At 34.3% G+C, this 26,232-nt stretch carries 24 protein-coding genes and 2 other annotated features; of the genes, 22 read left to right on the forward strand and 2 right to left on the reverse strand.

Features of this window, described 5'->3' with window-relative positions:
* The first annotated feature begins 386 nt into the window (after nt 1-386).
* Nucleotides 387-1,676, forward strand: coding sequence for an enterotoxin EntFM (gene entFM / locus MRBLBA3_RS13140; RefSeq protein WP_060752144.1), 1,290 nt, complete (start codon nt 387-389; stop codon nt 1,674-1,676).
* 99 nt (nt 1,677-1,775) lie between these two features.
* Here the strand turns inward: entFM and MRBLBA3_RS13145 are convergent, their stop codons facing one another.
* Nucleotides 1,776-2,540, reverse strand: coding sequence for an alpha/beta fold hydrolase (locus tag MRBLBA3_RS13145; RefSeq protein WP_328023046.1), 765 nt, complete (start codon nt 2,538-2,540; stop codon nt 1,776-1,778).
* Nucleotides 2,541-2,815: 275 nt separating this feature from the next.
* On the opposite strand from MRBLBA3_RS13145, the gene MRBLBA3_RS13150 reads away from it, so the two are divergent.
* From MRBLBA3_RS13150 to MRBLBA3_RS13185, 8 genes are all read left to right on the forward strand, one after another.
* The gene (locus tag MRBLBA3_RS13150; RefSeq protein WP_363381577.1) at nt 2,816-4,576 is read left to right on the forward strand and encodes an ABC transporter ATP-binding protein; all 1,761 of its coding nucleotides are present in this window, start codon (nt 2,816-2,818) and stop codon (nt 4,574-4,576) included.
* An 86-nt stretch (nt 4,577-4,662) separates the two neighbouring features.
* On the forward strand, nt 4,663-5,340 hold the full coding sequence (gene hitR / locus MRBLBA3_RS13155; RefSeq protein ID WP_363381579.1) for an envelope stress response regulator transcription factor HitR: 678 nt from the start codon (nt 4,663-4,665) through the stop codon (nt 5,338-5,340).
* Nucleotides 5,337-6,410, forward strand: a complete 1,074-nt coding sequence (gene hitS / locus MRBLBA3_RS13160; RefSeq protein WP_363381581.1) for an envelope stress sensor histidine kinase HitS — start codon at nt 5,337-5,339, stop codon at nt 6,408-6,410. The genes hitR and hitS overlap by 4 nt, the downstream gene beginning before the upstream one ends.
* A 168-nt stretch (nt 6,411-6,578) precedes the next feature.
* Nucleotides 6,579-7,298 carry a 3-ketoacyl-ACP reductase gene (locus MRBLBA3_RS13165; RefSeq protein ID WP_363381583.1) on the forward strand — a complete coding sequence of 240 codons (720 nt, stop codon included), beginning with the start codon at nt 6,579-6,581 and terminating at the stop codon, nt 7,296-7,298.
* A gap of 149 nt (nt 7,299-7,447) precedes the next feature.
* A complete protein-coding gene (locus tag MRBLBA3_RS13170) occupies nt 7,448-8,065 on the forward strand; it encodes an O-methyltransferase (RefSeq protein WP_363381585.1) in 618 nt (205 codons plus the stop codon).
* Nucleotides 8,066-8,253: 188 nt separating this feature from the next.
* Nucleotides 8,254-9,126 carry an aminoglycoside 6-adenylyltransferase gene (locus MRBLBA3_RS13175; protein WP_363381586.1) on the forward strand — a complete coding sequence of 291 codons (873 nt, stop codon included), beginning with the start codon at nt 8,254-8,256 and terminating at the stop codon, nt 9,124-9,126.
* A 117-nt stretch (nt 9,127-9,243) separates the two neighbouring features.
* Nucleotides 9,244-10,074 carry a peptidoglycan-N-acetylglucosamine deacetylase gene (locus MRBLBA3_RS13180; RefSeq protein WP_000291213.1) on the forward strand — a complete coding sequence of 277 codons (831 nt, stop codon included), beginning with the start codon at nt 9,244-9,246 and terminating at the stop codon, nt 10,072-10,074.
* A 72-nt stretch (nt 10,075-10,146) separates the two neighbouring features.
* On the forward strand, nt 10,147-10,485 hold the full coding sequence (locus MRBLBA3_RS13185) for an SdpI family protein (RefSeq protein ID WP_139265904.1): 339 nt from the start codon (nt 10,147-10,149) through the stop codon (nt 10,483-10,485).
* A 52-nt stretch (nt 10,486-10,537) separates the two neighbouring features.
* Here the strand turns inward: MRBLBA3_RS13185 and MRBLBA3_RS13190 are convergent, their stop codons facing one another.
* Complete coding sequence (locus MRBLBA3_RS13190) at nt 10,538-11,146, reverse strand: NUDIX hydrolase (protein ID WP_000141347.1); 609 nt, start codon at nt 11,144-11,146, stop codon at nt 10,538-10,540.
* A gap of 81 nt (nt 11,147-11,227) precedes the next feature.
* On the opposite strand from MRBLBA3_RS13190, the gene MRBLBA3_RS13195 reads away from it, so the two are divergent.
* The 13 genes from MRBLBA3_RS13195 (at nt 11,228) to MRBLBA3_RS13255 (ending at nt 26,195) form a co-directional block, all read left to right on the forward strand.
* The gene (locus tag MRBLBA3_RS13195; RefSeq protein ID WP_098219068.1) at nt 11,228-11,866 is read left to right on the forward strand and encodes a pyridoxamine 5'-phosphate oxidase family protein; all 639 of its coding nucleotides are present in this window, start codon (nt 11,228-11,230) and stop codon (nt 11,864-11,866) included.
* Between the two features lie 236 nt (nt 11,867-12,102).
* Nucleotides 12,103-12,334 (forward strand) — a binding site (T-box leader).
* Nucleotides 12,335-12,449: 115 nt separating this feature from the next.
* Nucleotides 12,450-12,681, forward strand: a binding site (T-box leader).
* Between the two features lie 156 nt (nt 12,682-12,837).
* Nucleotides 12,838-14,133, forward strand: a complete 1,296-nt coding sequence (locus tag MRBLBA3_RS13200; protein WP_001066916.1) for a homoserine dehydrogenase — start codon at nt 12,838-12,840, stop codon at nt 14,131-14,133.
* Complete coding sequence (gene thrC, locus MRBLBA3_RS13205; protein WP_363381590.1) at nt 14,126-15,184, forward strand: threonine synthase; 1,059 nt, start codon at nt 14,126-14,128, stop codon at nt 15,182-15,184. The genes MRBLBA3_RS13200 and thrC overlap by 8 nt, the downstream gene beginning before the upstream one ends.
* Complete coding sequence (thrB, locus tag MRBLBA3_RS13210; RefSeq protein WP_000612652.1) at nt 15,181-16,074, forward strand: homoserine kinase; 894 nt, start codon at nt 15,181-15,183, stop codon at nt 16,072-16,074. The genes thrC and thrB overlap by 4 nt, the downstream gene beginning before the upstream one ends.
* Before the next feature lie 116 nt (nt 16,075-16,190).
* Nucleotides 16,191-16,418 (forward strand): DUF6366 family protein, encoded by a 228-nt coding sequence (locus MRBLBA3_RS13215; protein ID WP_363381592.1) that lies wholly within the window; start codon nt 16,191-16,193, stop codon nt 16,416-16,418.
* 191 nt (nt 16,419-16,609) lie between these two features.
* Nucleotides 16,610-18,913, forward strand: coding sequence for a glycoside hydrolase (locus tag MRBLBA3_RS13220; RefSeq protein ID WP_363381594.1), 2,304 nt, complete (start codon nt 16,610-16,612; stop codon nt 18,911-18,913).
* Nucleotides 18,914-19,270: 357 nt separating this feature from the next.
* Nucleotides 19,271-20,272 (forward strand): LCP family protein, encoded by a 1,002-nt coding sequence (locus tag MRBLBA3_RS13225; RefSeq protein ID WP_000093637.1) that lies wholly within the window; start codon nt 19,271-19,273, stop codon nt 20,270-20,272.
* Between the two features lie 164 nt (nt 20,273-20,436).
* Nucleotides 20,437-21,684, forward strand: coding sequence for a hypothetical protein (locus tag MRBLBA3_RS13230; RefSeq protein ID WP_363381596.1), 1,248 nt, complete (start codon nt 20,437-20,439; stop codon nt 21,682-21,684).
* A 13-nt stretch (nt 21,685-21,697) separates the two neighbouring features.
* Entirely contained in the window at nt 21,698-22,387 is a 690-nt protein-coding gene (locus tag MRBLBA3_RS13235; RefSeq protein ID WP_363381598.1) for a response regulator transcription factor, read from the forward strand.
* Nucleotides 22,384-23,745, forward strand: coding sequence for a sensor histidine kinase (locus MRBLBA3_RS13240; protein ID WP_001253239.1), 1,362 nt, complete (start codon nt 22,384-22,386; stop codon nt 23,743-23,745). Before MRBLBA3_RS13235 ends, MRBLBA3_RS13240 begins: the two co-directional genes overlap by 4 nt.
* 102 nt (nt 23,746-23,847) lie before the next feature.
* Entirely contained in the window at nt 23,848-24,669 is an 822-nt protein-coding gene (locus MRBLBA3_RS13245) for a peptidoglycan-N-acetylglucosamine deacetylase (RefSeq protein WP_000409396.1), read from the forward strand.
* Nucleotides 24,670-24,683: 14 nt separating this feature from the next.
* Nucleotides 24,684-25,340 (forward strand): YkyA family protein, encoded by a 657-nt coding sequence (locus MRBLBA3_RS13250; protein ID WP_363381674.1) that lies wholly within the window; start codon nt 24,684-24,686, stop codon nt 25,338-25,340.
* A 174-nt stretch (nt 25,341-25,514) separates the two neighbouring features.
* The gene (locus tag MRBLBA3_RS13255; RefSeq protein ID WP_000119498.1) at nt 25,515-26,195 is read left to right on the forward strand and encodes an MgtC/SapB family protein; all 681 of its coding nucleotides are present in this window, start codon (nt 25,515-25,517) and stop codon (nt 26,193-26,195) included.
* Nucleotides 26,196-26,232: the final 37 nt, after the last annotated feature.

A 26,232-nucleotide genomic window follows, 5' to 3' on the forward strand; every position in this document is an offset into this window, starting at 1 on the left:
TAAGGGTTTTTTTGTCATGATAAGAGTGTGCCTCATGAAAAAAACTTTCTAGAAAAATATAGTGTGTCTATGTATTAGATTAATGGAATTTCAATATTAGATAGAAAGTGTAAAATCTATATTGAAATAACGTATAAAATTTTAAATTTTGATGTAATACATAAGAAATTTGAAAAAATCGTTGCAAAAACACACTGTTTAATGGTAAAGTTCACATGAAGTTCACACGAAATTCACTTAAATCGTTTAAAATAAACGACGTGTGAAAAATAAAACTCTTGCTAAAAAATGGAACTGGATGAATATTTTACTTTGATAATATTGTAAAGTACTAAGTTTATAGTTTTTCTCAAGAGGATAGTAGGGAAAGGAAGTAAAGACAACTTATGAAAAAAGTAATCGCAGGTTTAGCAGCAGCATCTGTAGTAGGTGTAGCAGTTCCTGGAATGGATTCTGCTCATGCACAAGTTTCAAATGATGCGCTAAAAGAAATTAATGGACAAACTCAAACTCAAACGACTGTAACTGAAACAAAAACGGTAGAAACAACTTCTGAATTAAAATACACAGTAACAGCTGATGTATTAAATGTACGTTCAGGTGCTGGTACAGGACATAACGTTATTTCTAAAGTGAAATCAGGTCAAGTACTTCAAGTAATTGGACAAGAAAACGGTTGGTTCAAAGTTAGTGTAAACGGTCAAACAGGTTATGTAAGTGGGGACTTCGTAACAACTGGTGGCAATAAAGGAACTACTACTACTGTTCAGCAAGGAACAGGTACTTACACAGTAAACGTTTCTTCACTAAACGTACGTACAGGCCCAAGTGCATCTCATACTGTTTTAGGTTCTGTAAATAAAGGAAAAACAGTTCAAGTTGTAGGTGAAGTTCAAGATTGGTTTAAAATTAACTTCAATGGTGGAACTGGATACGTAAGTAAAGACTTCGTAACAAAAGGTGGTTCAGCTGTATCTAACCAAACTCAGCAACCAACTACAAATAACAACAATACTACTACAGTTCAAACTGGTGGATCATATGTTGTTAACACAGGTGCTTTAAAAGTACGTACAGGTCCAGCTACATATAACCCTGTAATTGGTGGGGTAACAAATGGTACAGTATTAAACGTTACTGGCGCTGAAAATGGTTGGTATAAAATTAATCATAATGGCCGCACTGGTTACGTAAGTGCAGACTTTGTTAAGTTTGTAAAAGGCGGAGTGAACAATGTAGTTACTGGTGGTAACCAAGGTACGAACCAAGGTACGAACCAAGTACAAAAACCAACAGCACCAACAGGTGGAGATACATCTTCAATCGCTGGATTCGCTAGATCTTTAAATGGTTCACCATACAGAACTGCTGGTACAACACCTGCTGGTTTTGACTGCAGTGGATTCATTCACTACGTATTAAATCAAACTGGTCATAAAGGCGCTCGTCAAACAGTTGCTGGATACTGGAGCTCTAAAACAAAGACTAACAGTCCACAACCAGGTGATTTAGTATACTTCCAAAATACTTATAAATCAGGTCCTTCTCACATGGGCGTTTACTTAGGTAATGGACAGTTCATCAGTGCAGAAACTGACGCAACTGGCGTACGCATTAGCTCTGTAAGTAACTCTTACTGGAGTAAGCACCTATTAGGTTACACAAAAGCATACTAAGAAGAAGTATTTTATATACTATTCGTATAGAGAAAAGGCTTTCCAGGGAAACTTGGGAAGCCTTTTTCATAGTTATATAAACTAGAAGTATAGTAGTATTTATTTCAATTTTCCATGCAAAAACTTAGCATATAAATCATGAAAATAGTTTGGGCGGAATAAGTTTGCTGCATGACCTGCTAATGGAATTTCTTTATATAAAACGTTCGGAAGAATGGACTTTAAATCAAAGAGACAAGATTTATAGAGATGATCATGTTCTCCCATCACCCATAATATAGGATGAGGAAGTGCTTTTAATTTAGATTTCAAGTCGAATTCTAAGCGATGTCGTAATGACTCAGCGATAATGGAAGAGTGTAATTGTAATCCGAAACGGTAATAAATATTTCTTGAAATTACAGCGAATGGGTTAGCCTTTAATATCCCACTTGGGAAAATAGTATTTGCATACTGAGAAAGCCAAGCTGAATATTCATCCCCGCGCTTTTCCCAAAATTTCTGAAAAACATTATATAAACGGGAAGGATTATTATAATGTCCACCAATATGACAAATGCTTAATACTTTTTCAGGATGCATTTGCGCAAATGTCGTAGAGATATAACAGCCGTAGCTGAGAGCGCAAATATGAGCTTTTTTAATACTCTCTTTTTCATACAAGTTCAACAATTGATCTACGAGGCGCTGTATTGAAAAGTCGATAGCCTCTCCTTTATCATCTCCGTGGCCTAATAAGTCATAAGTTATAATGTTGTAGGATGCAGAAAATCGTTTATGCTCTTTTTTGAAGGCACGGCGATTTCCAACTAATCCATGAATAAAAATGATTGTTTCCTTTTCAGAGTGTTTATTTGTTTGCAAAAAGGATACTCCTTTCAGTAACTGGAGATTTATTTAGTATTTTAAATTGGCTAATTAAGAAAATCGGTTATAAATATTCTATGCGTAGTCTAGCATTTGCATAGAATAATATTAAGTACCAGGTAATAATATCAGATATTTATATCTGTTGTAAAGATGAGTTTATATGTATATTTTGTAAAAATAGAAAAAGTGTGTTTACATTCAGTTTACATTTATATCGTATTCTATTTTTAGAAATCATAGTTTTGTTGAAAACGAGGAGATGAACGACAATGGAAGTTGGGAATACAGAAAAGAAAAAAGGAAATTGGAGGCAGTTTTTACGTCTTATTCAAGATACAAATCCACCGAAAGGCATTCTTATTTTTGCATTATTAATGAGTTTACTTTCTACTGGAGCGAGTTTGTTTATTCCGATGTTAACAAAAGGATTAGTTGATAATTTCTCGATTTCTTCAATTAGTACAGGACAAATTGTTGCGTTAGTCGCATTCTTTATAATGCAAACAATTGCTGCAGGATTGTCAATTTATTTACTGAATTATATTGGACAAAAAATTGTAGCTGGACTTAGAGAACGATTGTGGAAAAAGGTACTTATTTTACCAGTGTCTTATTATGATCAAAATAGAACTGGAGATACAATTAGTCGTATGACAAATGATACAGGTGTTGTTAAAACATTAATTTCTGAGCATTTGTCAAACTTATTAACAGGCGGTATCTCAATTGTTGGATCGTTAATTGTATTATTTGTTTTAGATTGGAAAATGACAGCATTACTTTTAACGGTTATTCCATTATCTGTACTAATTTTAGTGCCACTTGGACGAAAAATGTATAAGATTTCAAAAGCACTTCAGGATGAAACAGCTTCTTTTACAAGTGTGTTAACACAGGTGTTATCAGAAATTCGTTTAGTGAAATCTTCAAATACGGAAAAAAGAGAATATGAAACAGGTAATACAGGTATCCAAAAGTTATTGCAATTTGGTTTGAAAGAAGGAAAAGTGCAAGCGTTAATTTCACCAGTTATGTCGTTTGTTTTAATGACGTTGCTTGTTATTATCGTAGGGTATGGTGGAATGCGAGTTTCTAGTGGCGCATTAACAACAGGGGAACTTGTAGCGTTTATTTTATATTTAGTTCAAATTATAATGCCAATGAGTCAATTATCTATGTTTTTCACACAATTCCAAAAGGCAATTGGTGCAACTGAAAGAATTAATACGATTCTAGAATATGAAGTAGAAGACCATGAAACTGGTGTGAAAGTCACAAATGCAAAGCAGTCGATCGTTATTGAAAATGTGAATTTTGAGTATAACGAAGATGAGAAAGTATTGAAAAATATCGATTTCACGATTGAATCTGGAAAAGTAACAGCGATTGTAGGACCAAGTGGTAGTGGGAAAACAACTTTATTCTCGCTATTAGAACGTTTTTATGAGCCGACTAATGGTGTAATAAAATTAGGAGAAGAACCAATTACGGCCTATTCATTACAGTCATGGCGACGTCAAATTGGTTACGTTTCACAAGATAGTCCATTAATTGATGGAACGATTCGTGATAATATTTGCTACGGTGTTGAGAATGATGTGACGGATGAAGAAATTGAAAAAGTGGCAGCGATGGCGTATGTTGATGCGTTTATTCATGATTTACCAAGCGGATACGCAACAGAAGTTGGAGAGCGTGGTGTGAAGCTTTCTGGAGGGCAAAGACAACGAATTGCGATTGCTCGAGCGTTACTACGAAATCCGCAAATCCTTATGTTAGATGAAGCGACTTCAAGTCTTGATAGTAAATCGGAATCAGTTGTTCAGAAGGCGTTAAATAACTTAATGAAAGGTAGAACGACTTTAGTTATCGCACATAGACTTTCTACTGTTGTAGATGCAGATAAAATTATCTTTATTGAAAAAGGGAATCTTACAGGAAGTGGCTCACATGATGAGTTATTACGGACACATGACATGTACCGTGAATTTGCAATGCAACAATTGAAAATTAAAGAAGGAGCATTATAGAATGAAAACAATCAGTGAGGGGGCACTTCACTGATTGTTAATTTTAGAGTGCTAAAAAGTATGTTAAGCAGAAAGGAGATGATTCCTTGATACCCAAAATTTTAATTGTAGATGATGATCCGCATATTAGAGAACTTGTTTCTGTATTTTTGGAAAAAGAAGGTTTTCAAACATATGAAGCCGTTGATGGATTAGATGCCCTTCGAAGAATAGAAGAAGTGAAAGTTGATATGGCGATTCTTGATATTATGATGCCAAATATGGATGGATTTGATTTATGTTATGAATTAAGAAAATACTATGATATGCCGATTCTTATGTTAACTGCTAAAGGTGAAACATCTCAAAAGATAAAAGGGTTTCACCTCGGAACAGATGATTATCTTGTAAAACCATTTGATCCTTTAGAATTAGTTGTAAGAGTGAAGGCATTGTTGAAACGTTATCAAATTACAGTATCGCAATCTATTCAAGTTGGGAATGTACTGTTAAATCGTAATACATTTGAAGTTAACGCCGGAGAACAAAAGGTGACGTTGCCATTAAAAGAATTTGAATTGCTTTTTACATTAGGATCTAAGGCGGGAAGAACTTGTTCAAGAGAGCAATTAATAGAAGACGTATGGGGATATGATTTTGAAGGGAATGAACGCACGCTAGACGTTCATATTAATCGGTTGCGTGAAAAGTTTCAAGAAGAGTTATCGAAGTTTAGTATAAGGACGATAAGGGGCTTAGGGTATCGCTTAGAGGTAAGTAAATGAGAAAAAGAGAAAGAATGAGTAAGATGAAGATGTTAAAAGTAATGGGGGCGATAGTAGCGCTCTTTACTTTTCTTACTATAATTTGGTCTATAGCCTTTTTTGTATCGTCAAGTGTCATGAAAGCTCTGGAAATAAACGTATCGCCTTTTATTACTTTTCTAATTAGTGATATGGTTGGCTTTGTTTTTATTGTTCTTATTTGGACATTAATCGGAATTTTAATGAGACCGAAGCGAGAGGCGATGATTTGGACTATTATTGAACCGATACAAAAAATTGCAAAAGGGGATTTCTCTGTAAAAATACGAAATGAAGAAAAGTATGATGGAGAAATTGGTGTACTCGTAAAGAGTATAAATGATATGACAGATGAACTGAACGCGATGGAGAAACTGCGCCAGGAATTTGTATCGAATGTTTCTCATGAAATACAGTCACCATTAACTTCTATAAAAGGGTTTGCTAGAGCGCTGCAAGATAATAATCTTTCTGAGGAAAAAAGAAAGCATTATCTTACCATTATTGAAACGGAAACAACGAGATTATCTAAACTAAGTCAAAATCTATTAAAGCTAACACTTTTAGAATCAGAAGAGTATGTACCAGAAAGAGTGACTTATCGATTAGATCAACAGTTAAAGCAAGTTGTATTAAATAGTGAACCGCTGTGGGCTGAAAAAGAAATTGAGTTAGACCTTGATTTAGAGAAAGTGCAAATTACTGCGGACCAAGAAAGTATGAGTCAAGTGTGGATAAATTTAATTCATAACAGTATTAAGTTTACTCCAAGTGGTGGTATGATTACAATTCAGTTAAAAGAACATAAGGAATTCCTAGAAGTAAGTATTCGGGACACGGGAATTGGTATATCAGAAGAACAGAAGCAACATGTTTTTGAGCGTTTTTATAAAGTGGATTCTTCACGAAACCGTGCTTATGGAGGAAGTGGCTTAGGTTTAGCGATTGTAAAAAAAGTACTCGACCTTCATCAAGGAGAAATAAAAGTCGAGAGTGAGGAAGGGAATGGTACAAAATTTATTGTGCGTATTCCAAATCATGAAGAAAAATAGTGTTAGGAGGAGACCTTCTAACACTATTTTTCTTTGAAAATGCATTTACCATTACTATAGTTACCTATAAGTAACCTACGCACATGAAAGTGCATCATTGCCTTTTTTCATAAACATAGATACACTTTTAATATAATAAACAACTGAGATGATTAAGGAGTGTTACACTTGGCAGAATTATTACAAGGCAAAAATGCTTTAATTACAGGAGCAGGTAGAGGGATTGGTCGTGCTGTAGCGATCGCATTAGCGAAAGAAGGCGTAAATGTAGGTCTTTTAGCTCGTTCAGAAGAAAACTTAAAAGCAGTTGCGAAAGAAGTGGAAGCAGAAGGTGTAAAAGCTGTTATTGCGACTGCGGATGTATCTTCATATGAAGAAGTAACGACTGCAATTGAAACGTTAAAAGCTGGATTAGGATCTATCGATATTTTAATTAATAACGCTGGTATTTCTAAGTTCGGTAAGTTTTTAGAACTAGATGTTGCTGATTGGGAAAAAATCATTCAAGTAAACTTAATGGGTGTATACTATGCAACTCGTGCAGCTTTACCAAGCATGATTGAACAACAATCTGGTGATATTATTAACATTTCATCTACAGCAGGACAAAAAGGTGCACCAGTAACGAGTGCATACAGTGCTTCTAAATTTGGTGTTCTTGGCTTAACAGAATCGTTAGCGATGGAAGTTCGCAAACATAAAATTCGTGTAACAGCTTTAACTCCAAGTACAGTAGCAACTGACATGGCTGTAGACTTAGGATTAACTGATGGAAACCCTGATAAAGTAATGCAAGCGGAAGATATTGCAGAGTTTATCGTAGCGCAGCTGAAATTAAATAAACGTACATTTATTAAATCAGCAGGACTTTGGTCTACTAATCCGTAAGGGATAAATATAAAATACAAAGAAGGGACATCTATTCTGTAATGGAGTGGGTATCCCTTCTTTATTTTTTGTGTATGAAATGGAATTTTCTGTATAATCAAACGTGAATGGTAGAAAAGCATTAAAAAATTGAAGGGGATGGTATTTCCATGAGTACGATTGAGAAATGGACGGCTGTTGATCAATTTATGAGTGATGTATTAATACCGAAAGATTCTACATTAGAAGAAGTTCTTCAAGCAAATGCTTCAGCTAATTTGCCGGCGCATGATGTATCGCCAACTCAAGGGAAGTTTTTACAACTATTAGTACAAATCCAAGGAGCTCGTAACATTTTAGAAATTGGCACTCTAGGCGGATATAGCACTATATGGCTTGCAAGAGGATTGCCATCTGGAGGGCAAATTGTTACATTAGAAGCAAGTGAAAAGCATGCTGAAATTGCACGTAGCAATATTGAGCGTGCCAATTTGAATGATAGAGTTGAAATACGATTAGGATTAGCGTTAGATTCTTTAAAACAAATAGAAAATGAGAAGTATGAACCATTTGATTTTATTTTCATAGATGCTGATAAACAAGATAATCCTGCTTATTTTGAATGGGCACTGAAACTATCACGCCCTGGTACTGTAATTATTGGGGATAACGTAGTACGTGAAGGAGAAGTTATGGACAATACTAGTAACGACCCTCGTGTACAAGGGATACGCCGTTTCTATGAGCTCATAGCTGCTGAGCCGCGTGTAAGTGCTACAGCGCTTTAAATTGTCGGAAGTAAAGGGTATGATGGATTTGTAATAGCAGTTGTAAAAGAGTGATGTAAGGAGGCAAAAAGGATGAAAAGGAAGTTTCAAAAATTATAACGTGTATTGTGTGCAATACAGTTAGCTCGTGGACCTCCAACATACTTAACAATATAAGTTTATATAAAAAAACTGGAGGTTAGAAATAGATGAGAACTGAAAAAGAAATGCTAGACTTAATTATAAATACAGCAAAAGAGGATAAAAGAATTCGAGCAGTCATCATGAATGGATCACGTGTAAATCCAAATGTGAAAAAAGACTGTTTCCAAGATTATGATATTATTTATGTTGTAAAAGATATCCAATCTTTTACGTCTAATCATAATTGGATACGTAGATTTGGAGAAATAATGATTGTCCAAATGCCAGAAGAAATGACGTTACTTCCAGCAGATGAAGACGGGAAATTTCCGTATTTAATGCAGTTCATGGATGGGAACCGGATTGATTTAACGTTAGTTCCAGTTGATTTGATAGATATATTCGTTGGGCAAGATAGTTTAAGTAAACTGCTTCTTGATAAAGATGATTGTATGGATGAATTTCCACCAGCAAGCGATAGGGATTATTTAATAAAAAAGCCTACAGAAAAAGAGTTTTTAGATTGCTGTAATGAATTTTGGTGGTGCAGTACAAATGTAGGAAAAGGATTGTGGCGCGAGGAACTTTCTTATGCGAAAGGAATGCTTGAAGGCCCTGTACGGGATATGTTCATCGTAATGCTAGAATGGCATATTGGTATGAAAACAGACTTTACAGTTAATGTAGGGAAGTTTGGAAAGCATTTCGAGCAATATATTGAAAAAGATATGTGGGAGCAATTTAAAAGGACCTTTTCAAATGCAGAATATGAAAATTTATGGCAGTCATTCTTTGTAATGGGTGATTTATTTAGGGAAGTTGCGAATGAAATTGCTAACACATATGGATATCAATATCCGCAAGATGATGATGACAAAGTGACGAGTTATTTAAAACATGTGAAAGCTTTGCCGAAAGATATTACATCGATTTATTAATAATATAAAGCAGCAGGACTGTCCTAATTACGGACAGTCTTATTTTTGTTCATGAATAACAATTTCTCTAACAAAGTACAGATGAATCACATATGAAACTTTAGGGAGGTTTTTATCATGTATTATTTTTATTCGCCAGAAATGTTCGTTCCATATCAATGGGGGTTAGAGCGAAATGTTTCGTATGCTTATATGCCATATAACTCATTTTATTATGGAGACTATATAAGTTCATTGCCATACGCATTACATGTTCCTCAAAATTATGAAATACAAATGAAAGAAGAGGAGAGGGGATCATGGACACCATTTTCATGGGTCGAAAAATATGCATATGCATTTTCAGGTCCTTACAATAAAGCGGAAGTTGCTCTTACATTTGATGATGGACCAGATTTATTATTTACACCAAAAATATTAGATAAGTTAAAAAAACATAATGTAAAAGCTACTTTTTTCCTACTTGGTGAAAATGCAGAAAAGTTTCCGAATGTAGTAAAGCGTATCGCGAATGAAGGGCATGTAATTGGTAATCATACGTACAATCATCCGAATTTAGCGAAAGTAAATGAGGCTGAGTACCGTAATCAAATTATAAAAACGGAAGAAATATTAAATCGTTTAGCTGGTTATGCACCGAAATTTATACGTCCACCATATGGTGAAATACTTGAAAATCAATTGAAGTGGGCGACAGAGCAAAATTTTATGATTGTACAGTGGAGTGTTGATACGGTTGATTGGAAAGGTGTAAGTGCTGACACGATTACAAATAATGTGTTAGGGAATTCATTTCCAGGTAGTGTCATACTTCAGCATTCAACTCCAGGTGGACACTTGCAAGGATCTGTAGATGCGCTAGACAAAATCATTCCACAGTTAAAAACGAAAGGGGCACGTTTTGTAACACTTCCAAGTATGTTCCAGACATCTAAAGAGAGAAAATGAGAATGTTAATAATTGGAATTTTAAAAGTTGTATAGTATAATGAAGGTGTAAGTTAGGGGGTGGATATAATTGATGTATGCACTAGTAAACATAGGAATAAGCATGTTAATCGGTATTATATTTATACTTGCCGCACGTATTCTTCAAAAGAATCCACCGACGGATATTAACGCAGCATATGGTTACCGGACGAAACGATCTATGAAAAATAAAGAATTATGGGATGCGGGTAACAAGTATAGTGCAGAAGTGATGAAAAAGAATGGATACATTATGATGTTAATTGGAAGTGCTATTAGTATATTGTTTAGATATCCTCATACAACAGCGGTGATTATGGCTGTCATGCTATTGTTAATCATTCGCTTATTTATGCGAGTAGAGAAAAGATTGAAGACACTTGAACAATAATGATAAATAAAATAGGACTCCCAGGCAATATAAGCTGGGAGTCCTATTTTATTTACAAACTATTATTTTTTAGCAATTCTTTTCCTTGTTCGACAACAAATTCATAGTATTCAAGGTCATATGGATAAATATCTTCAAATGTTATCGTTATCTGTTTACTGTTTAAAAGAGAAATAGTCGTTATAGATGAAATATCTCTTTTTAATAGTTGTAGAAAAGAAGTTGCATGTACTTTCATCACATCGTCTACTTCTTCACCTGGTGCAAACGGAAGTGGCTTTATTACATTGTGAAAATACATATGACAAAACTCACGATCAGTAAGATTTGAAAGTTCATAATCTATTTTAAAGATACCTTTGTATGCTAAATCAGTAGTTTGAAAGGAAAGCCCTAATTCCTCTTCAATTTCACGAAGACCGCCAATTTCTACTTCTTCATCATGCATAATATGTCCAGCTGAAGTAATATCCCATATACTCGGAGCGTCTTTTTTATTTTTAGAGCGTAATTGGAAATATAAGAACATATCCTCAGCATCTTTTTCTACAAACCAGCAATGAAATGTTTCGTGCCAATCACCGTCACGATGCACGTCATCACGTAATTTCTTTCCAAGTGTATTTCTTTCAGGATCAAATATTGTTAACCACTCTGTCATTTTAATTCCCCTTTCTGCGAATTTTATTATACAATATTTGTATTGAATTTTGGGAAAATAAAGAAAAAGGAGTGATTATTAGTGAAGATAGAGAATAAGGAAATAAAATCAATAATTTCAACTGAGGAAGAATTACGACAAATATTGGGACAACCAAGTGAACGGGCTTTGAAAAAAGTTATTTCATCACTTGATCATCATTGTGTAGATTTTCTGTCTAAATCGCCTTTTCTAGTATTATCTACTGCAAATAAATTCGGAGAGTGTGATGCTTCGCCGAGGGGAGACGCACCTGGATTTGTATATGTATTAAATGAAAATAAAATTATCATCCCAGAAAGACCAGGTAATCGTCGTATAGACTCTATTTTAAATATTATTTCGAATCCGCACGTAGGATTAATCTTTTTCATTCCTGGTCTCGGGGAGTCCTTGAGAATAAACGGCCGAGCACAAATTACAAACGATGAAGAAATTTTGAAAGAAATGCAGGCAAATGGAAAAAAACCTTTACTTGGAATTGTTGTTGAAATAGAAGAATGCTATATTCACTGTGCAAAAGCTTTTCTTCGTTCAAAAATGTGGGATCCAGAGTCATGGTTAAATAAAAAAGAGCTACCCTCAGCGGCGAAAATGTTAATGGAGCATGCGAAAGTGAATGCTTCAGAAGAGGAAGTTGCACGTTCTTTAGAAGAAAGTTATAAGGAAAGATTGTATTAAAAATTATTTTTTAAATATAGTGTTGAAGTATGAAACTCTAAACGTTTTAGAGTGAGACTTTAACTATGAATATTGTTAATTTGTATGTGATGAATATATGTGCAAGAGAATAAATCTGTATTAGATGATTTGTTATTTTAAAATATAATTATTCATATTCTTAAAAATTGTGAAGAAAAATAGGCTTGCTTTTTAAAAAGTTGATAATTATAATAAGTTAACAAATAGACATGAACGAAAAAGTAACGATAAGGACATGAAATCATTTTTACGGTTTACAGAGAGGGAAGCCAAGGGTGTGAGCTTCCTAACACGAGAAATGATTTTACCACCTTTGAACTTCAATAGTGAACGAGTAATCTAGTAATTATTGACGGTATCAGCCGTTATCTGAACTTGAGCAATCTAGAAGGAAATAAGTCTAGATTGGAACAAGGGTGGAACCACGAAAACACATTCGTCCCTTTCCTAGGGATGAGTGTGTTTTTTTATAGTTTTTAAGATTGAAAATTTAAAATAATTAAAAAATAGTATTGATTTTGTTTTTTATGCGAGTATAATGAGTTAACAAATAAACATGAGCGAAAAAGTAACGATAAGGACATGAGAACATTTTTACGGTTTACAGAGAGGGAAGCCAAGGCTGTGAGCTTCCTAACACGAAAAATGATCTTACCACCTTTGAACTTCAATAGTGAACGAGTAATCTAGTAATTATTGACGGTATCAGCCGTTATCTGAACTTGAGCAATCTAGAAGGAAATAAGTCTAGATTGGAACAAGGGTGGAACCACGAAAACACATTCGTCCCTTTCCTAGGGATGAGTGTGTTTTTTTTATCACTTTGAAAGGAGGTGCGGTAACATGAAGCGTTTAGTACGTACGGAAATAACCACCACCTGCATGATTAAAAAGCAGAGTAAGGTGATTCATAGGTGTAACAATTAAACTATTTAGGAGGAGATTAGAAGATGAATAACGTTATTAATGTTGGGGTATTAGGATTAGGTACTGTCGGAAGTGGTGTTGTCCATATTTTGAAAGAACATTATAAAAAAATCACTCTTGATACAGGATATGAAGTAAAGGTAAAGACAGTCGTTGTACGTGATTTGGAAAAAGAACGTGATGTTTGTATCGATGGAATCGTAGTAACAAGTAATGTCGATGAAGTTCTAAATGATTCAAATATTGATATTGTAGTAGAGGTAATGGGCGGAATTGAAGAAGCGAAAGAGCATATTGTGAAGGCTTTGCAAAGTAAGAAACATGTCGTAACAGCAAATAAAGATTTAATGGCTGTATATGGTGCGGAGCTCCTGCAACTGGCAAATAAAAATGAATGTGACCTATGTTACGAAGCGAGTGTAGCCGGTGGGATTCCAATATTAAGAGGATTATCAGACGGGCTAGCTTCAGATCAAATTGAAAAAATAATGGGAATCGTAAATGGAACAACAAATTATATGTTAACAAAGATGAGTCAAAATGGATGGTCGTATGAAGAGGCTTTACAGGAAGCGCAAAAATTAGGGTTTGCAGAATCAGATCCGACAGCGGATGTAGATGGACTAGACGCTGCGAGAAAGGTAGCAATTCTTGCAAACTTAGGTTTTTCGATGAATGTTTCTTTAGATGATGTTCAAGTTAGAGGTATTCGAAAGGTTGAAAAAGAAGATTTAGAGATGGCCGAAAAATTAGGATTTACAATGAAATTAATTGGTAAAGCTGAAAAACAAGGATCATCCATTCACTTAAGTGTAGAACCGACTTTATTACCACGTCATCATCCGCTATCGAATGTGAATAATGAATTTAATGCGGTGTATGTTCACGGTCAAGCGGTAGGAGAAGTGATGTTTTACGGACCTGGAGCTGGGAAGTTACCAACTGGTTCTGCTGTAGTAAGTGACATCATTTCAATCGTTAAAAATATGAATCAAGTTCCGAAAAATAAAAGTGCGTTAAAAGAACCAGAACCGTATGAATTACAAGGAGATGAAGAAGTGGTTTCGAAATATTTCTTACGTATTTCATTACGAGATGAACCTGGAATGTTGCGTGAAATAACGGAATGTTTCGTTAATTACTCTGTTAGTTTAAAAGAGGTAATCCAATTACCATTAAATCGTGAGCATGCAGAAGTAGTAGTTGTGACGCATCAAACTTCAAAATATCAATTCGAACAAGTTTTAGGAGCGATAGAAGATGTCGCAAGTGAAATAAACAGTTACTACATTATTGAGGAGGAAAAACAATATGTATAAAGGACTATTAAAACAGTACGCTTCTTATTTACCGGTGAATGAAAACACACCTGATGTCAGCTTAATGGAAGGGAATACACCCCTGATTCCATTATTAAATATATCAAAACAATTAGGGATTCAGTTATACGGAAAATATGAAGGAGCGAATCCAACAGGTTCTTTTAAAGACCGTGGTATGGTAATGGCAGTTGCAAAGGCGAAAGAAGAAGGTTCAGAGGCTATCATTTGTGCATCTACAGGTAATACATCAGCATCAGCTGCCGCATACGCGGCACGCCTCGGAATGAAATGTATTATCGTAATACCAGAAGGAAAGATTGCGCATGGGAAATTAGCGCAAGCAGTTGCTTATGGAGCGGAGATCATTTCAATAGAAGGGAATTTCGATGATGCACTTAAGGCTGTAAGAAATATTGCTGCAGAAGAGCCGATTACATTAGTAAACTCAGTAAATCCTTACCGAATTGAAGGGCAAAAAACAGCAGCATTTGAAATTTGTGACCAGTTGGAAAATGCACCAGATGTTCTAGCTATTCCTGTTGGGAACGCAGGGAACATAACAGCATACTGGAGAGGATTCTGTGAATATGAAAAAGAAAAGGGTTATAAAAAACCAAGAATTCACGGCTTTGAAGCCGAAGGAGCAGCTGCAATTGTAAAAGGGCATGTAATTGAAGAACCTGAAACGATTGCAACAGCGATTCGTATTGGTAACCCAGCGAGTTGGTCGTATGCAGTAGAGGCTGCCGAGCAGTCTCATGGTGAAATAGATATGGTGTCAGATGAAGAAATATTACATGCGTATAGATTGTTAGCAAAAACTGAAGGAGTTTTTGCAGAGCCAGGATCAAATGCTTCATTAGCGGGCGTCATTAAACATGTGCAATCTGGAAAAATCAAAAAGGGAGAAACAGTTGTTGCAGTTTTAACTGGAAACGGTTTGAAAGATCCTGATATCGCAATTTCTTCTAATAAATTTGATATTGCAAGTGTGTCAAATGATATAGAGCAAATTAAAGATCATATTAAAGGGGTGATTATGTCGTGATACCATTGAGAGTACGTGTCCCTGCTAGTACAGCGAATGTCGGACCTGGATTTGATTCAGTAGGAATAGCATTGTCATTATATTTAGATGTGGTGGTAAAGGCGGAAGCAGATAAATGGCAAGTAATCCATTCCTTTGAAGATTCAATTCCAACAGACGATAAAAATTTAATTGTTAGCACGGCATGTAAAGTGTGTCCTTCTTTATCACCCTATATAATAGAAGTTACTAGTAATATTCCGCTGACAAGAGGTCTAGGAAGTAGTGCATCAGCAATTGTAGCAGGAATAGAGCTTGCGAATCAGCTTGGAAATTTGAACTTAACAACTGATCAGAAAGTTCAAATTGCAACAAATTTTGAAGGACATCCAGATAATGTTGCTGCTTCTATATTAGGTGGAACTGTAATCGGAGCACTGGATGGAAAGAATGTTTCTGTCGTAAGGATTGAAAGTAAGGAATTAGGCGTAATTTCTCTTATTCCGAATGAAGAGCTAAATACGGACGAGAGTCGATCTGTATTACCGGAGATGTTTCCATTTCATGAAGCAGTTAAGGCTAGTGCGATAAGTAACGTATTAGTAGCTGCGTTTTGTCAAAAGAAGTGGGAAGTTGTAGGTGAAATGATGGAGAGAGATCATTTTCACGAGCCGTATCGTTTAGAACTTGTACCGTTATTACCATCAATTCGTAAATGTGCAAAAGAATTCGGAGCATATGGCACAGCGCTTAGCGGTGCGGGACCATCCATTTTTATATTAACTCCATATGAGAAGCGACAAGAAATTGCGGAGCAATTAGCGAGAGTATTTACAGCTATGAAAGTATGTGAGCTTGAAATCGATCATAAAGGGATTACTGTAAATAAGGAAGAACATATTGGATTATAAAGAAAGCTAGCATCGCTAGCTTTTTTATGTTGTAAATATATTTTACATCAGCATATAAAATGAAAATGAGTATAGTATAATTCAGTAAAGAGCGTATTAATTTTGGAGGTGATTATATGAGTTCAAAAGAGTCACCAGAAGAAAAAAGAGAACACATAAGACAAAGTGAGTTGAAAAATAACCCTACCGGTTCTTTGAATGATGGGCTCAATAGAGCGGAATCAGGTAGCCCTGTTGATATGACAGGGGGCATGAATTGGAAAGGCACAGGGATATTAATTTTAGTGCTAGTTTTAGGATATATAATATACACTTACTTTTTTTACTTAAGGAAAGCTTGGTGAAATTCTAATTATTAGTGCGAATAAAAAACTAGGATTAAAGTCCCATTGTATTACATATTTTCTTTAAATCAGATAATAGTTATTCGTGAATTTTTTTATACTCATAATAGAGCTAGCGCCGCTAGCTCTATTATTTTTTGCCACATTCCTGTAACAAAGCCCCTGTATATTCAGTGGTGGAGGTGCAGAAAATGAAAAAAATGATAGCAATATGTCTTCTTACAACTATGTCATTTTCGACTTTAGTCGGGTGTGATGTAAAAGGTAATAATGCTGTACAAGAGTCTAAAATAAAGAAAGCGACGTATAAAGATTTTACTTACGATGTAAATCCAGAGACTTTCGAGTTAACTGTAGAACACGATGGTGTAAAGGAACAGGCATCACAACCGCTACCGAAAATGAAGGTGTCGAATGTAAAAAAAGATAAGGATCGCACATCGTGGGAATATCCAGATGAAAAAGTAAAAGTAAACTTAGAAAAGAAAAAAGATTACTTAAATATTGAAGTGGAATCGACTGGTGCAGAAAGCTTTACATGGCCGAAAGTACAAGCTGAAAATTATATACTTCCGTTATGGGAAGGTAAGCAAATCCCAAGTAATGATGAGAATTGGAAGAAGTTTTTAAAGGATGATTCATATTCATTTGCTGAATCATTTTCTATGAAGTTTTTCGCATTAAATGGTTCGAAATATTCGATTGTTTATATTGCAAACAATATGTTTAATAATGAATTGAAATTTCATTCGGATCCGAAAATAGGATTTGATTTTACACATGAATTCCCGAGTATAAATAAAAATAAAACGTACGGATTTCAGTTATATGTGACAAATGATGATGCAGTAAGTATTGCTAAACTGTATAAGGATAATATTGCTCGAAAAGGTGAATTTAAAACATTACAAGAAAAGGCAAGAAAAAATAAAGAAATCGAAAAACTTTACGGGGCAGCTCATTTTTACTTTTGGAATCAAAATGGTTTATCAGAAAGTAACGTAAATTGGCCGAAGCTAAGAGAGCAAATAAATAGCCCTGTGTTTAGCCATATAAAAGAGCTTATTCAAAAGAATAGTTCAGAGCCTGGGGAATTGAATGTATTTGAGCAAGTAAGTAAACAAGATTTCATCGATAAGTATCAAAAAAATGTTATTTTGCGTTATGTAAACGAAGTATTATCAATGAAGGGATTTTATAAAGAGGATATTTTTCCTAAAGTTGATCAGGAAGCTAGTGCACTATTAAAGAAAGGCATAGATCACTTATCGAATATGGAGTTATATAACTTAAATAAGCATTTATTAAAGTCGATACTTGGTGATGCGGTTGAAGAAGTAAGTAAATGGGATAACGCAGATGGGACAGATATTATAAAGGAAATGAAAGAAGCAGGAATAGACAAAGCGTGGATTGGTCTACCGAACTGGGAACAAGGATATATGCAGCCTAATTTCGTTACAGAAGCTAAGAAAATGGGATATTTAGTTGGTCCGTATGATTCTTATCACTCAATTCATGAGAAAGGTGATAAGAATTGGAATACAGCATCTTTTAATGATCCATCGTTATATGAAGAGGCTACTGTAACGAAGAAAAATGGAGAAAAGGTGCAAGGATTTTTAGGTAGAGGAAGAAAACTAAATCCGACATTATCACTTCCTAGCGTAAAAGAAAGAATGAACGATATATTACAAAATGGTCCTAAATATAATTCATGGTTTATTGATTGTGATGCCACAGGTGAAATTTATGATGACTATTCAGCAAAACATATAACGACACAAGAACAAGACTTAAAAGCAAGATTACAACGAATGGATTATATTGCCCAAGAAAAAGGTATGGTAGTTGGCTCTGAGGGCGGAAATGACTTTGCAAGTAGTACGATTGCATTTGCTCATGGAATTGAAACTCCAGTTATTAAATGGGACGATGAAGATATGAGGAAAAACAAAACAAGCCCGTATTATGTCGGTGGATATTATTCACCAAATCAAAATGTTCCCGAAAAATATGCAAAACAAGTACCGTTGAAAGAAGAATATAAACAAGTATATTTAAATCCAGTATATTCGGTTCCGTTATATAAATTAGTATACAACGATTCTGTTATTACAACGCATCACTGGGAATGGGGAAGTTTGAAAGTAAAAGATGAGGTAGGAAGCCGTATGCTATATGAGTTATTGTATAATGTTCCGCCGTTGTACCATTTAGATGCAGTAGAGTGGAATAAGCATAAAAAAGAAATTACAGAGCATCTGAAAGTTTGGAATGAAGTTCATAAAAAGGCAGTAAAAGAAGAAATGACGGACTTTGCATATCTGTCAGAAGATAAGTTAGTACAATCTGCTTCTTATGGAAAAGATATTAAAATCATTGTGAATTTCTCAAATGAAGATGTGGAAATAGAAAAAATGAAAATAAAAGCAAAATCAGCTTTAATTAATAATAATGGGAAACAAGTAATGTACACACCAAATGAAAAATAATAAAGTGAAACTTTAATCAGTGGGGGATTTATCCCTCACTGATTAATAGTCCGCACCAATCAAGATTTTACGGCACAAACTGGACTCTTTATTCCTGCTAAATTGTGAGGTGAAAATCTTACTATCTGCAATAAAAGAATGATAAATCTGTAATTTCAAATGTTTTGAAGTGTTAAATTTTTGAAGTTGATAAACAGTGACTTGCCAAAAATAAGCACAAGAGTATAATGTGAAATGGAATACATATTGGATTCATGATGTAACCTTACAAAAATGTAAGGTGATTGAAAGGAAATTCAATATGAAGATTACTAGACATACATTATACTAGGAAAAGAGAAAGAGAGGAGAATGAACATGAGCTCTGAATTAGAACAAAATACGAGAAGCAATAAAAAACGTTCTAAACGAAAGTCAATAAAATGGTTCATTTTAATTCCATTTTTCCTACTTATTTTTGGAGGAGTAGGATATGGATCGTTTATATATAACAAAGCAAAAGCTGTTGTAAGTGATGCGTATGCAAAAATTGATAAGTCATCAAAGCGTGATAAAGAAGTTGAACCTTTAAAGGACAATATTTCAATTTTAATCATGGGTGTAGATGGAAGTGAAATGAGAAAAGATCAATATGGTGAAGCTGTTCGAACAGATGCACTTTTATTAGCGACAATTAATAAAGATGATAAATCAGTTAAATTAGTAAGTATTCCGCGTGATTCACGTGTTTATATTCCAACTAGAAAGAAATTAGATAAAATTACACACGCCCACGTATTTGGCGGTGTTGAAAGCACAAGAGATACAGTGGAAAGATTTTTAAATGTTCCTGTTGATTATTATGTGAAGTTTAACTTTGAATCATTCGTACAAATTGTCGATTCAATTGGTGGTATTGATATTGATGTACCGGTTACTTTCACTGAACAAGATAGTAAAGACCAAGCAGGTATGATTCATTTAGAAAAAGGTTACCAACATTTAAATGGTGAACAAGCCCTTGCGCTTGCTAGAACGCGTAAAATTGATAGTGACGCAATGCGTGGTCAAAGACAACAACTTGTAATTGAAGCAATTGCGAAAAAAGCTATGTCTGTTCAATCAATTAGTAAAATGGGCTCTTTACTTGATGCAGTTGATAAAAATATGAAAACAAATTTAACATTTGATGATATGCTTGCTATTACGAAAAATATGGCAGGATCAGATTTGCAAATGGAAAAGATGCAAATTGAAGGTACTGATAAACGTATTGGTGGTATTTATTATTACATTCCAAACGAAAAAAATGTGAAAGATATTTCGACTAAGTTAAATGAGCATTTAGGTGTTACACCAAAACCAACTCGAAATGAATAGTCAAAAAAGATTGGCCTTCGCCAATCTTTTTTTATGGGAATATAATTGTAACTTTTCTGTAACGATTTTTTATTTTAGAAAAATTATACTCATATATATGAGTATATTGGAGAAGCAAAAAGTATAGAGAAATACTTAAAATCTGTAGTAAGGAAAGATATCATATGCAGAAATGGATAAGCATTTTGGGAATCATTTTTATATTGACTGGATGTAAAATGTCTGAAGCTCCAACAAGTTTAATGGCAGCTCCTGCAAATGAAAAGTGGATGAATGAATTAAAAGAGCAAATAGATAAAGATTTGCCTGTTAATTATCGATTGCTTACTCCAATGTCTAATAAAGGTAAACAGATGATTTGGTCAATGGATTTTAAACAAGATAATAAAAAAGAAGCGATTGTATTTTATAAATTACCGAATGAAGATTGGAGTATATACTTAGCTATTTATGCGGAAAGCAACAATGGCTGGAAACTAAAGTCCACTCATACATTTGATGGTGAGGATATAGATATCGTTAAAGTCGGTGATTTTACAGGGAACGGAAAGCGAGAGTTATTAATTGGGATTACTGTAAGTCGTGAATCTTTAGAACATGTAATGTATGCTTTTTCGGAAGAAAATGATGATATGAAGGAGATTTATAATCGGCAATATACGAAGTTATTTATAGAGGATTTAAATCAAAATGGCCTTAATGATATAAGTCTTGTTACGTATAAAAAAGACGAACAATTGAAAGTTGAGTTTATGGAACAGTTTAAGACAGTATCAGAAGTTACATTTGATCCTTTTATAAATAGTATTCAAAGAATACAAATGGGCCATATTTCTAAAACATTAAAGGCAATTGTAATTGATACAGGAATTGGGGCTCATTCAGGTATAACATATGTAGCGAAATTTGATAAGGATCATTATGAAGTACTACCTATGGATGGGAAAGAAGACTTATTCAATGAGTATGTTGTGGAAAGTAAAGACGTTAATGAGGACGGTATTATTGAATTTGTTCGTACTGTGCGTCCAAAAGGTTGGGAAGAGGTATCGTACGGAGAGAGCACGATGTTTGAACGTTATATACAGTGGAGTGAAGAGGGAATTAAACCGATAGAAGAAAGATATGTCAATATAGAGAAAGGTTATTTTGTCAAAATCCCTCAAGCGCTAATTGGAAAAATAACTGTCCCAGTTCAGCAAGACGCATCGGATGTTCAAAAATTTATAGATGTAACTACAAATGAAATATGGCTTGAAGTCCATATTTTTAAGCGGAAAGAATGGTTCAAAATAAAAGGATACGAGGCAGCAGTTAAAACGGCTTCTCACGTATATGCAGTACCGAAGCAATCTAAATTTGAAAAAGTAAAAGCATATATAAAACCGCTAGCGGATTATCAACAAGAGTAGGGAGGTGGGAATTATGTCAGCAATTTTAGTTTTAGAAGATGAAATACCAATCCGTAGCTTTATTGTCTTAAATTTGAAACGTGCTGGATTTTATGTATTAGAAGCTAGTACTGGAGAAGAAGCGTTACAGATTTTAAGTGAACAAACTGTTAATGTAGCGTTACTTGATGTTATGTTGCCGGGGATTGATGGTTTTCAAGTTTGTAAAGCTATCCGGGAAGAAAATAAAAAAATGGGTATTATTATGCTAACTGCACGTGTACAAAATGAAGATAAAGTACAAGGGCTAGGAATTGGTGCAGATGATTATATCGCAAAGCCGTTTAGTCCAGTAGAATTAATTGCACGTATACAATCTTTATTAAGAAGAATAGAAGTACATGAAGAAAAAACGAATACAATCACGTCTGGTCCGTTTTCGTTAAATATCATAGAAGAAAGATTATATAAAGCTGGACAATTAGTTGATTTAACCCCTACGGAGTACATGATACTACAGTATTTAATGAATCAGGCTTCGAAGCCGGTTTCGCGTGATGAAATTTTAAATATGATTTGGGGAACTAATTACGTAGGCGAGACGAAGGTAGTCGATGTAAATATGAGACGGTTACGTCAAAAGATAGAATGTAATCCGTCAGAACCAGAGTTTATCCATACTGTGTGGGGAAAAGGATATGTGTGGAAGGAAACTATAAGATGAGACGGAAAGTGACTTTATATTTTATGACGGTCATTATACTTATGCTTGTATTATTTGAAGTAGTATTTTCAGTTTCCATTTATCGATATTATTATAATGGTATTGTGCAATATGTTGAATCTCATGCAAAGACAAGTACACGTTTTTTCTCGGAATACAATTCACTATATTTTATTCGCTTGCAAGAATATAGCGGAGAAATAATTGAGAGTTTCCAATTAGAAGGAACGGAATTACAATTGATTGATCGTCATGGTACGATTATACAGTCGTCAAGTGGACAAAAGGTGGAAGGTAAAGTGATTATTCCATATTCTTTACTAGAAGGAGAAATGTATAATCAAGTTACTATTACGAAAGATGGTGTGAAACAATTAGAAGTATATAGTCCACTGATTCATCAAGGACAAACTATTGGCGTTTTAAAATATACGACTGTGTTAACAGATGTCAATGCAAAGATAATCGAAATTATTTTGTTTACTATTTCAGTTGGAATTGTCATCTCAGGTATCGTATTTTTAATAAGTAGACGATTGGCGAATTCGTTTGTGAAACCTATCGAATCTATTATTCATGCTTCTTCGCAAATTGCAGAAGGTACATTAAAGGAGCAAATTAAAGAAGATTATCCTGGTGAATTAGGTGAGTTAGCACATAGTTTAAATTATATGGCCGATAAAATAGAAAAAGCTGAGCAAATGAAAAATGAATTTATTGCCTCTATTTCGCATGAAATACGAACACCTTTAACAGGGATTAAAGGGTGGAGTGAGACGTTAAAAACAGTAGATCATTTAACAGATGAAGAAATAAAGCAAGGTATGGGAATTATTTCAGGTGAAACAGACCGATTGATACATTTAGTAGAAGAGTTACTAGATTTTTCAAGATTGCAGTCAAATCATTTTAATTTATATAAACAAAAGGTGCAATTGTACGATATACTAGAAGAGACGATTTGGCAATTAACTCCTAAATCAGAAGAGAAACAGATTCAACTAGTCGCTAATTTAGAACGAGTAGAACTAGTAGGAGATCGAAATAGACTAAAACAAGTTTTTCTAAATATTATTCATAATGCTATTAAATATTCAAATGAAAAAGGTACAATTTACATTGAAGCGGCCAAAAGTGAAGGAAAAGCCGTGATTAAGGTGACAGATCAAGGTATTGGAATTGCTAAAGAGCATCTACCATTTATAGAGCAGTCATTTTATCAGATTAATAACCATATTGAGGGCGCAGGTATTGGATTAGCTATCGTAAAAAAAATGGTGGAGCTTCATGGTGGTACGCTTAGTATTACAAGTAGAGAAAGAGTAGGAACAACAATTTTGATAAAACTCCCACTATAATTTTATATAAAGTATGTTTATATAGTGTAATAAAAATAAATAGATGTATAATTATATTGGGTGATTTATATATGAGATTAATAGAGAGAGGAATTCGATAGAATGGAAAAGGCTTTTAACTTTAAACGTGTAGTAGTCGTTTTAATAGCGATTGCAATAGTAGCTATTGGGTATTTCATGTTTCAATCTATTACTTCACCAGCAAAAGCTGTAGCGAAACAAGAAAATGTAGTGCAGCTTGCAAGTGAACAATCGAAAGTTGAAATGAATAAAACGGCACCAAGTCGTTTTAACGGAGTGGAAAGAAAAGTTGCTTATCTTACATTTGATGATGGGCCAGGAAAATATACGGCTGAATTATTAAATATGTTAAAACAGCATGATGCGAAGGCGACATTCTTTTTAATCGGAGCGAATGTAAAAGCGTTTCCTGATTTAGTAAAACGTGAAAATGCAGAGGGTCATTATGTTGGAATGCATAGTATGACACACAATTTTGCGAAGTTATATAAAAATGGCGAATATGTTAATGAAATGAAAGAAGATCAAAGCTTAATCGCAAATATTATTGGGAAATCACCTAAATTAACACGTCCACCATACGGGTCGAAGCCTGGTTTAAATGAAGACCTTCGAAACAAAGTAGTAGAGGGTGGTCTTAAAGTATGGGACTGGACAATTGATTCTTTAGACTGGAAATACAATAAAGTACCAGTCGATGCAGCGGCAGCACAAATCGCTCAAAATGTATTAGCTGGTGCAACAAATCCTCAAGAAGTCATTTTAATGCATGATATTCATCCGCAATCAGTCGCAGCTGTGCCAGCAATATTAAAGGGTCTAAAAGAAAAGGGTTATGAGTTTGAAGCATATCATGAAGAGAATCACTTCCCCGTGAACCTCTGGCATGATAACCGTATGTAATGGAGGAATTGATGTTGAAATATGGAAAAGTAGCAGTAGTTGGAGCATTATCAGTAGGATTATTATCAGGTTGTTTTGGTGAAAAGCCAGAAGAAAATTTATTTACGGCTTTTGAAGCAGCAGCTACACAAGAAAAATCTTTAGCAGATGACACAAAAAAAATAGAGAAGTTAGAACAGCAAGGACAAGAACTTTATTCTCAAATTTTACAAGAAGGTAAAGAGCATAATGAAGCAGTTTCAAAGAAAATAGAGCAAGCTACTGCAAATGTAGACGAGCGTGAAAAAGTATTGAAAAACGAGAAGGAACAGTTAGAAAAAGCGCAGAAAGAAACGACATCTGTTCAAAGTAATATTGAAAAACTCGAAGATAAGAAATTACAAAAACAAGCAAAAACAGTAGAAGAATCGTATAAAAATCGTTATGATGCCTTCCAAAAGATGAATGAGAATTACACGAAGGCGTTAGCGACTGAAAAAGAGCTGTATGAAAAATTAAAAGTAAAAGAAACGAAGTTAAAAGAAATTGGTGAAAAAGTTAAAACTGTTAATGGGTTAAATGTGGAAGCGCAAAAGGCGAAAGAACAATTTAATAAACATACAAAAGAGTATAATGATAATAAATTAGCATTTTATAAAGATGCACAAATTAAGATTAAAGAACAAAAATAAAGAAGTATCTTAATTACGATAAAAAATCTATAGAAAAAGCCGGAAAAACATTATAATAAAAAATGTTTTTTCGGCTTTTGTCGTTAAATGAATAGAAAAGACTGGAATTGATATCATAAAAGAGTTATAGTGAATTATTCCAAGGGAAACATTGTAAAGTAAGGAGATTGAATTATGTCATATGAATTTTTATTCAAATTAGGTTTAGCACTCTTTTTAGGATTATTCATCGGAATAGATAGGCAGCTAAAGAATAAACCGCTTGGTGTGAAAACAAGTATGGTTATTTCCGTAGCGAGTTGTTTAATTACAATGGTTTCAATTGAATCAGTGAATGTTTATTCTGTACCGGGTCATACAAATATGGATCCAATGCGTCTTGCTGCCCAAATTGTAAGTGGTATCGGTTTTCTTGGAGCAGGGGTAATTTTACGAAGAAGTAATGACGTTATTTCGGGATTAACGACAGCTTCTATGGTGTGGGCTGCTTCAGCTTTAGGTATTGCGATTGGAGCAGGATTTTATATACAAGCGACGGTTGCTATGATTTTAATTATTTTAGCGATTAACGTACTTCCGCAAATTGTGAAAATTGCAGGCCCTTATTCATTAAGACAAAAGGACTTATCTATAAAAATTACTGTAAAAGAGCATCAAGAATTAGATGGTATATTTAAGCAAATTAAAAATTTAGGTATGCATGTGAAACGAGTGAAAATTAAAGATATTGATAATGGAGCATTCCAGCAATTGGAGATGGTTATTTTAGCTCCAGAAGATTTATATACAACTGAGTTATACAGTTCTCTAAAAGAGATTGATCGTGTTGTCTCAGTTGAAGTTGAAAGTAGATAATTATGATAAAAAAGAGTGAAGTGAATTCACTCTTTTT

Origin of the sequence: Bacillus sp. LBA3-1-1.1 (genome assembly GCF_040676495.1) — a bacterium.
Taxonomy (GTDB): Bacteria; Bacillota; Bacilli; order Bacillales; family Bacillaceae_G; genus Bacillus_A; species Bacillus_A nitratireducens.

Coding starts and splice junctions, on each gene's coding strand:
- MRBLBA3_RS13150 (WP_363381577.1), top strand. CDS start 2,816: ATGGAAGTTGGGAATACAGAAAAGAAAAAAGGAAATTGGAGGCAGTTT.
- MRBLBA3_RS13170 (WP_363381585.1), top strand. CDS start 7,448: ATGAGTACGATTGAGAAATGGACGGCTGTTGATCAATTTATGAGTGAT.
- MRBLBA3_RS13255 (WP_000119498.1), top strand. CDS start 25,515: ATGTCATATGAATTTTTATTCAAATTAGGTTTAGCACTCTTTTTAGGA.
- MRBLBA3_RS13190 (WP_000141347.1), bottom strand. CDS start 11,146: ATGACAGAGTGGTTAACAATATTTGATCCTGAAAGAAATACACTTGGA.
- MRBLBA3_RS13235 (WP_363381598.1), top strand. CDS start 21,698: ATGTCAGCAATTTTAGTTTTAGAAGATGAAATACCAATCCGTAGCTTT.
- MRBLBA3_RS13245 (WP_000409396.1), top strand. CDS start 23,848: ATGGAAAAGGCTTTTAACTTTAAACGTGTAGTAGTCGTTTTAATAGCG.
- entFM (WP_060752144.1), top strand. CDS start 387: ATGAAAAAAGTAATCGCAGGTTTAGCAGCAGCATCTGTAGTAGGTGTA.
- MRBLBA3_RS13220 (WP_363381594.1), top strand. CDS start 16,610: ATGAAAAAAATGATAGCAATATGTCTTCTTACAACTATGTCATTTTCG.
- MRBLBA3_RS13215 (WP_363381592.1), top strand. CDS start 16,191: ATGAGTTCAAAAGAGTCACCAGAAGAAAAAAGAGAACACATAAGACAA.
- MRBLBA3_RS13200 (WP_001066916.1), top strand. CDS start 12,838: ATGAATAACGTTATTAATGTTGGGGTATTAGGATTAGGTACTGTCGGA.
- MRBLBA3_RS13175 (WP_363381586.1), top strand. CDS start 8,254: ATGAGAACTGAAAAAGAAATGCTAGACTTAATTATAAATACAGCAAAA.
- thrC (WP_363381590.1), top strand. CDS start 14,126: ATGTATAAAGGACTATTAAAACAGTACGCTTCTTATTTACCGGTGAAT.
- MRBLBA3_RS13180 (WP_000291213.1), top strand. CDS start 9,244: ATGTATTATTTTTATTCGCCAGAAATGTTCGTTCCATATCAATGGGGG.
- MRBLBA3_RS13225 (WP_000093637.1), top strand. CDS start 19,271: ATGAGCTCTGAATTAGAACAAAATACGAGAAGCAATAAAAAACGTTCT.
- MRBLBA3_RS13185 (WP_139265904.1), top strand. CDS start 10,147: ATGTATGCACTAGTAAACATAGGAATAAGCATGTTAATCGGTATTATA.
- MRBLBA3_RS13240 (WP_001253239.1), top strand. CDS start 22,384: ATGAGACGGAAAGTGACTTTATATTTTATGACGGTCATTATACTTATG.
- hitS (WP_363381581.1), top strand. CDS start 5,337: ATGAGAAAAAGAGAAAGAATGAGTAAGATGAAGATGTTAAAAGTAATG.
- MRBLBA3_RS13230 (WP_363381596.1), top strand. CDS start 20,437: ATGCAGAAATGGATAAGCATTTTGGGAATCATTTTTATATTGACTGGA.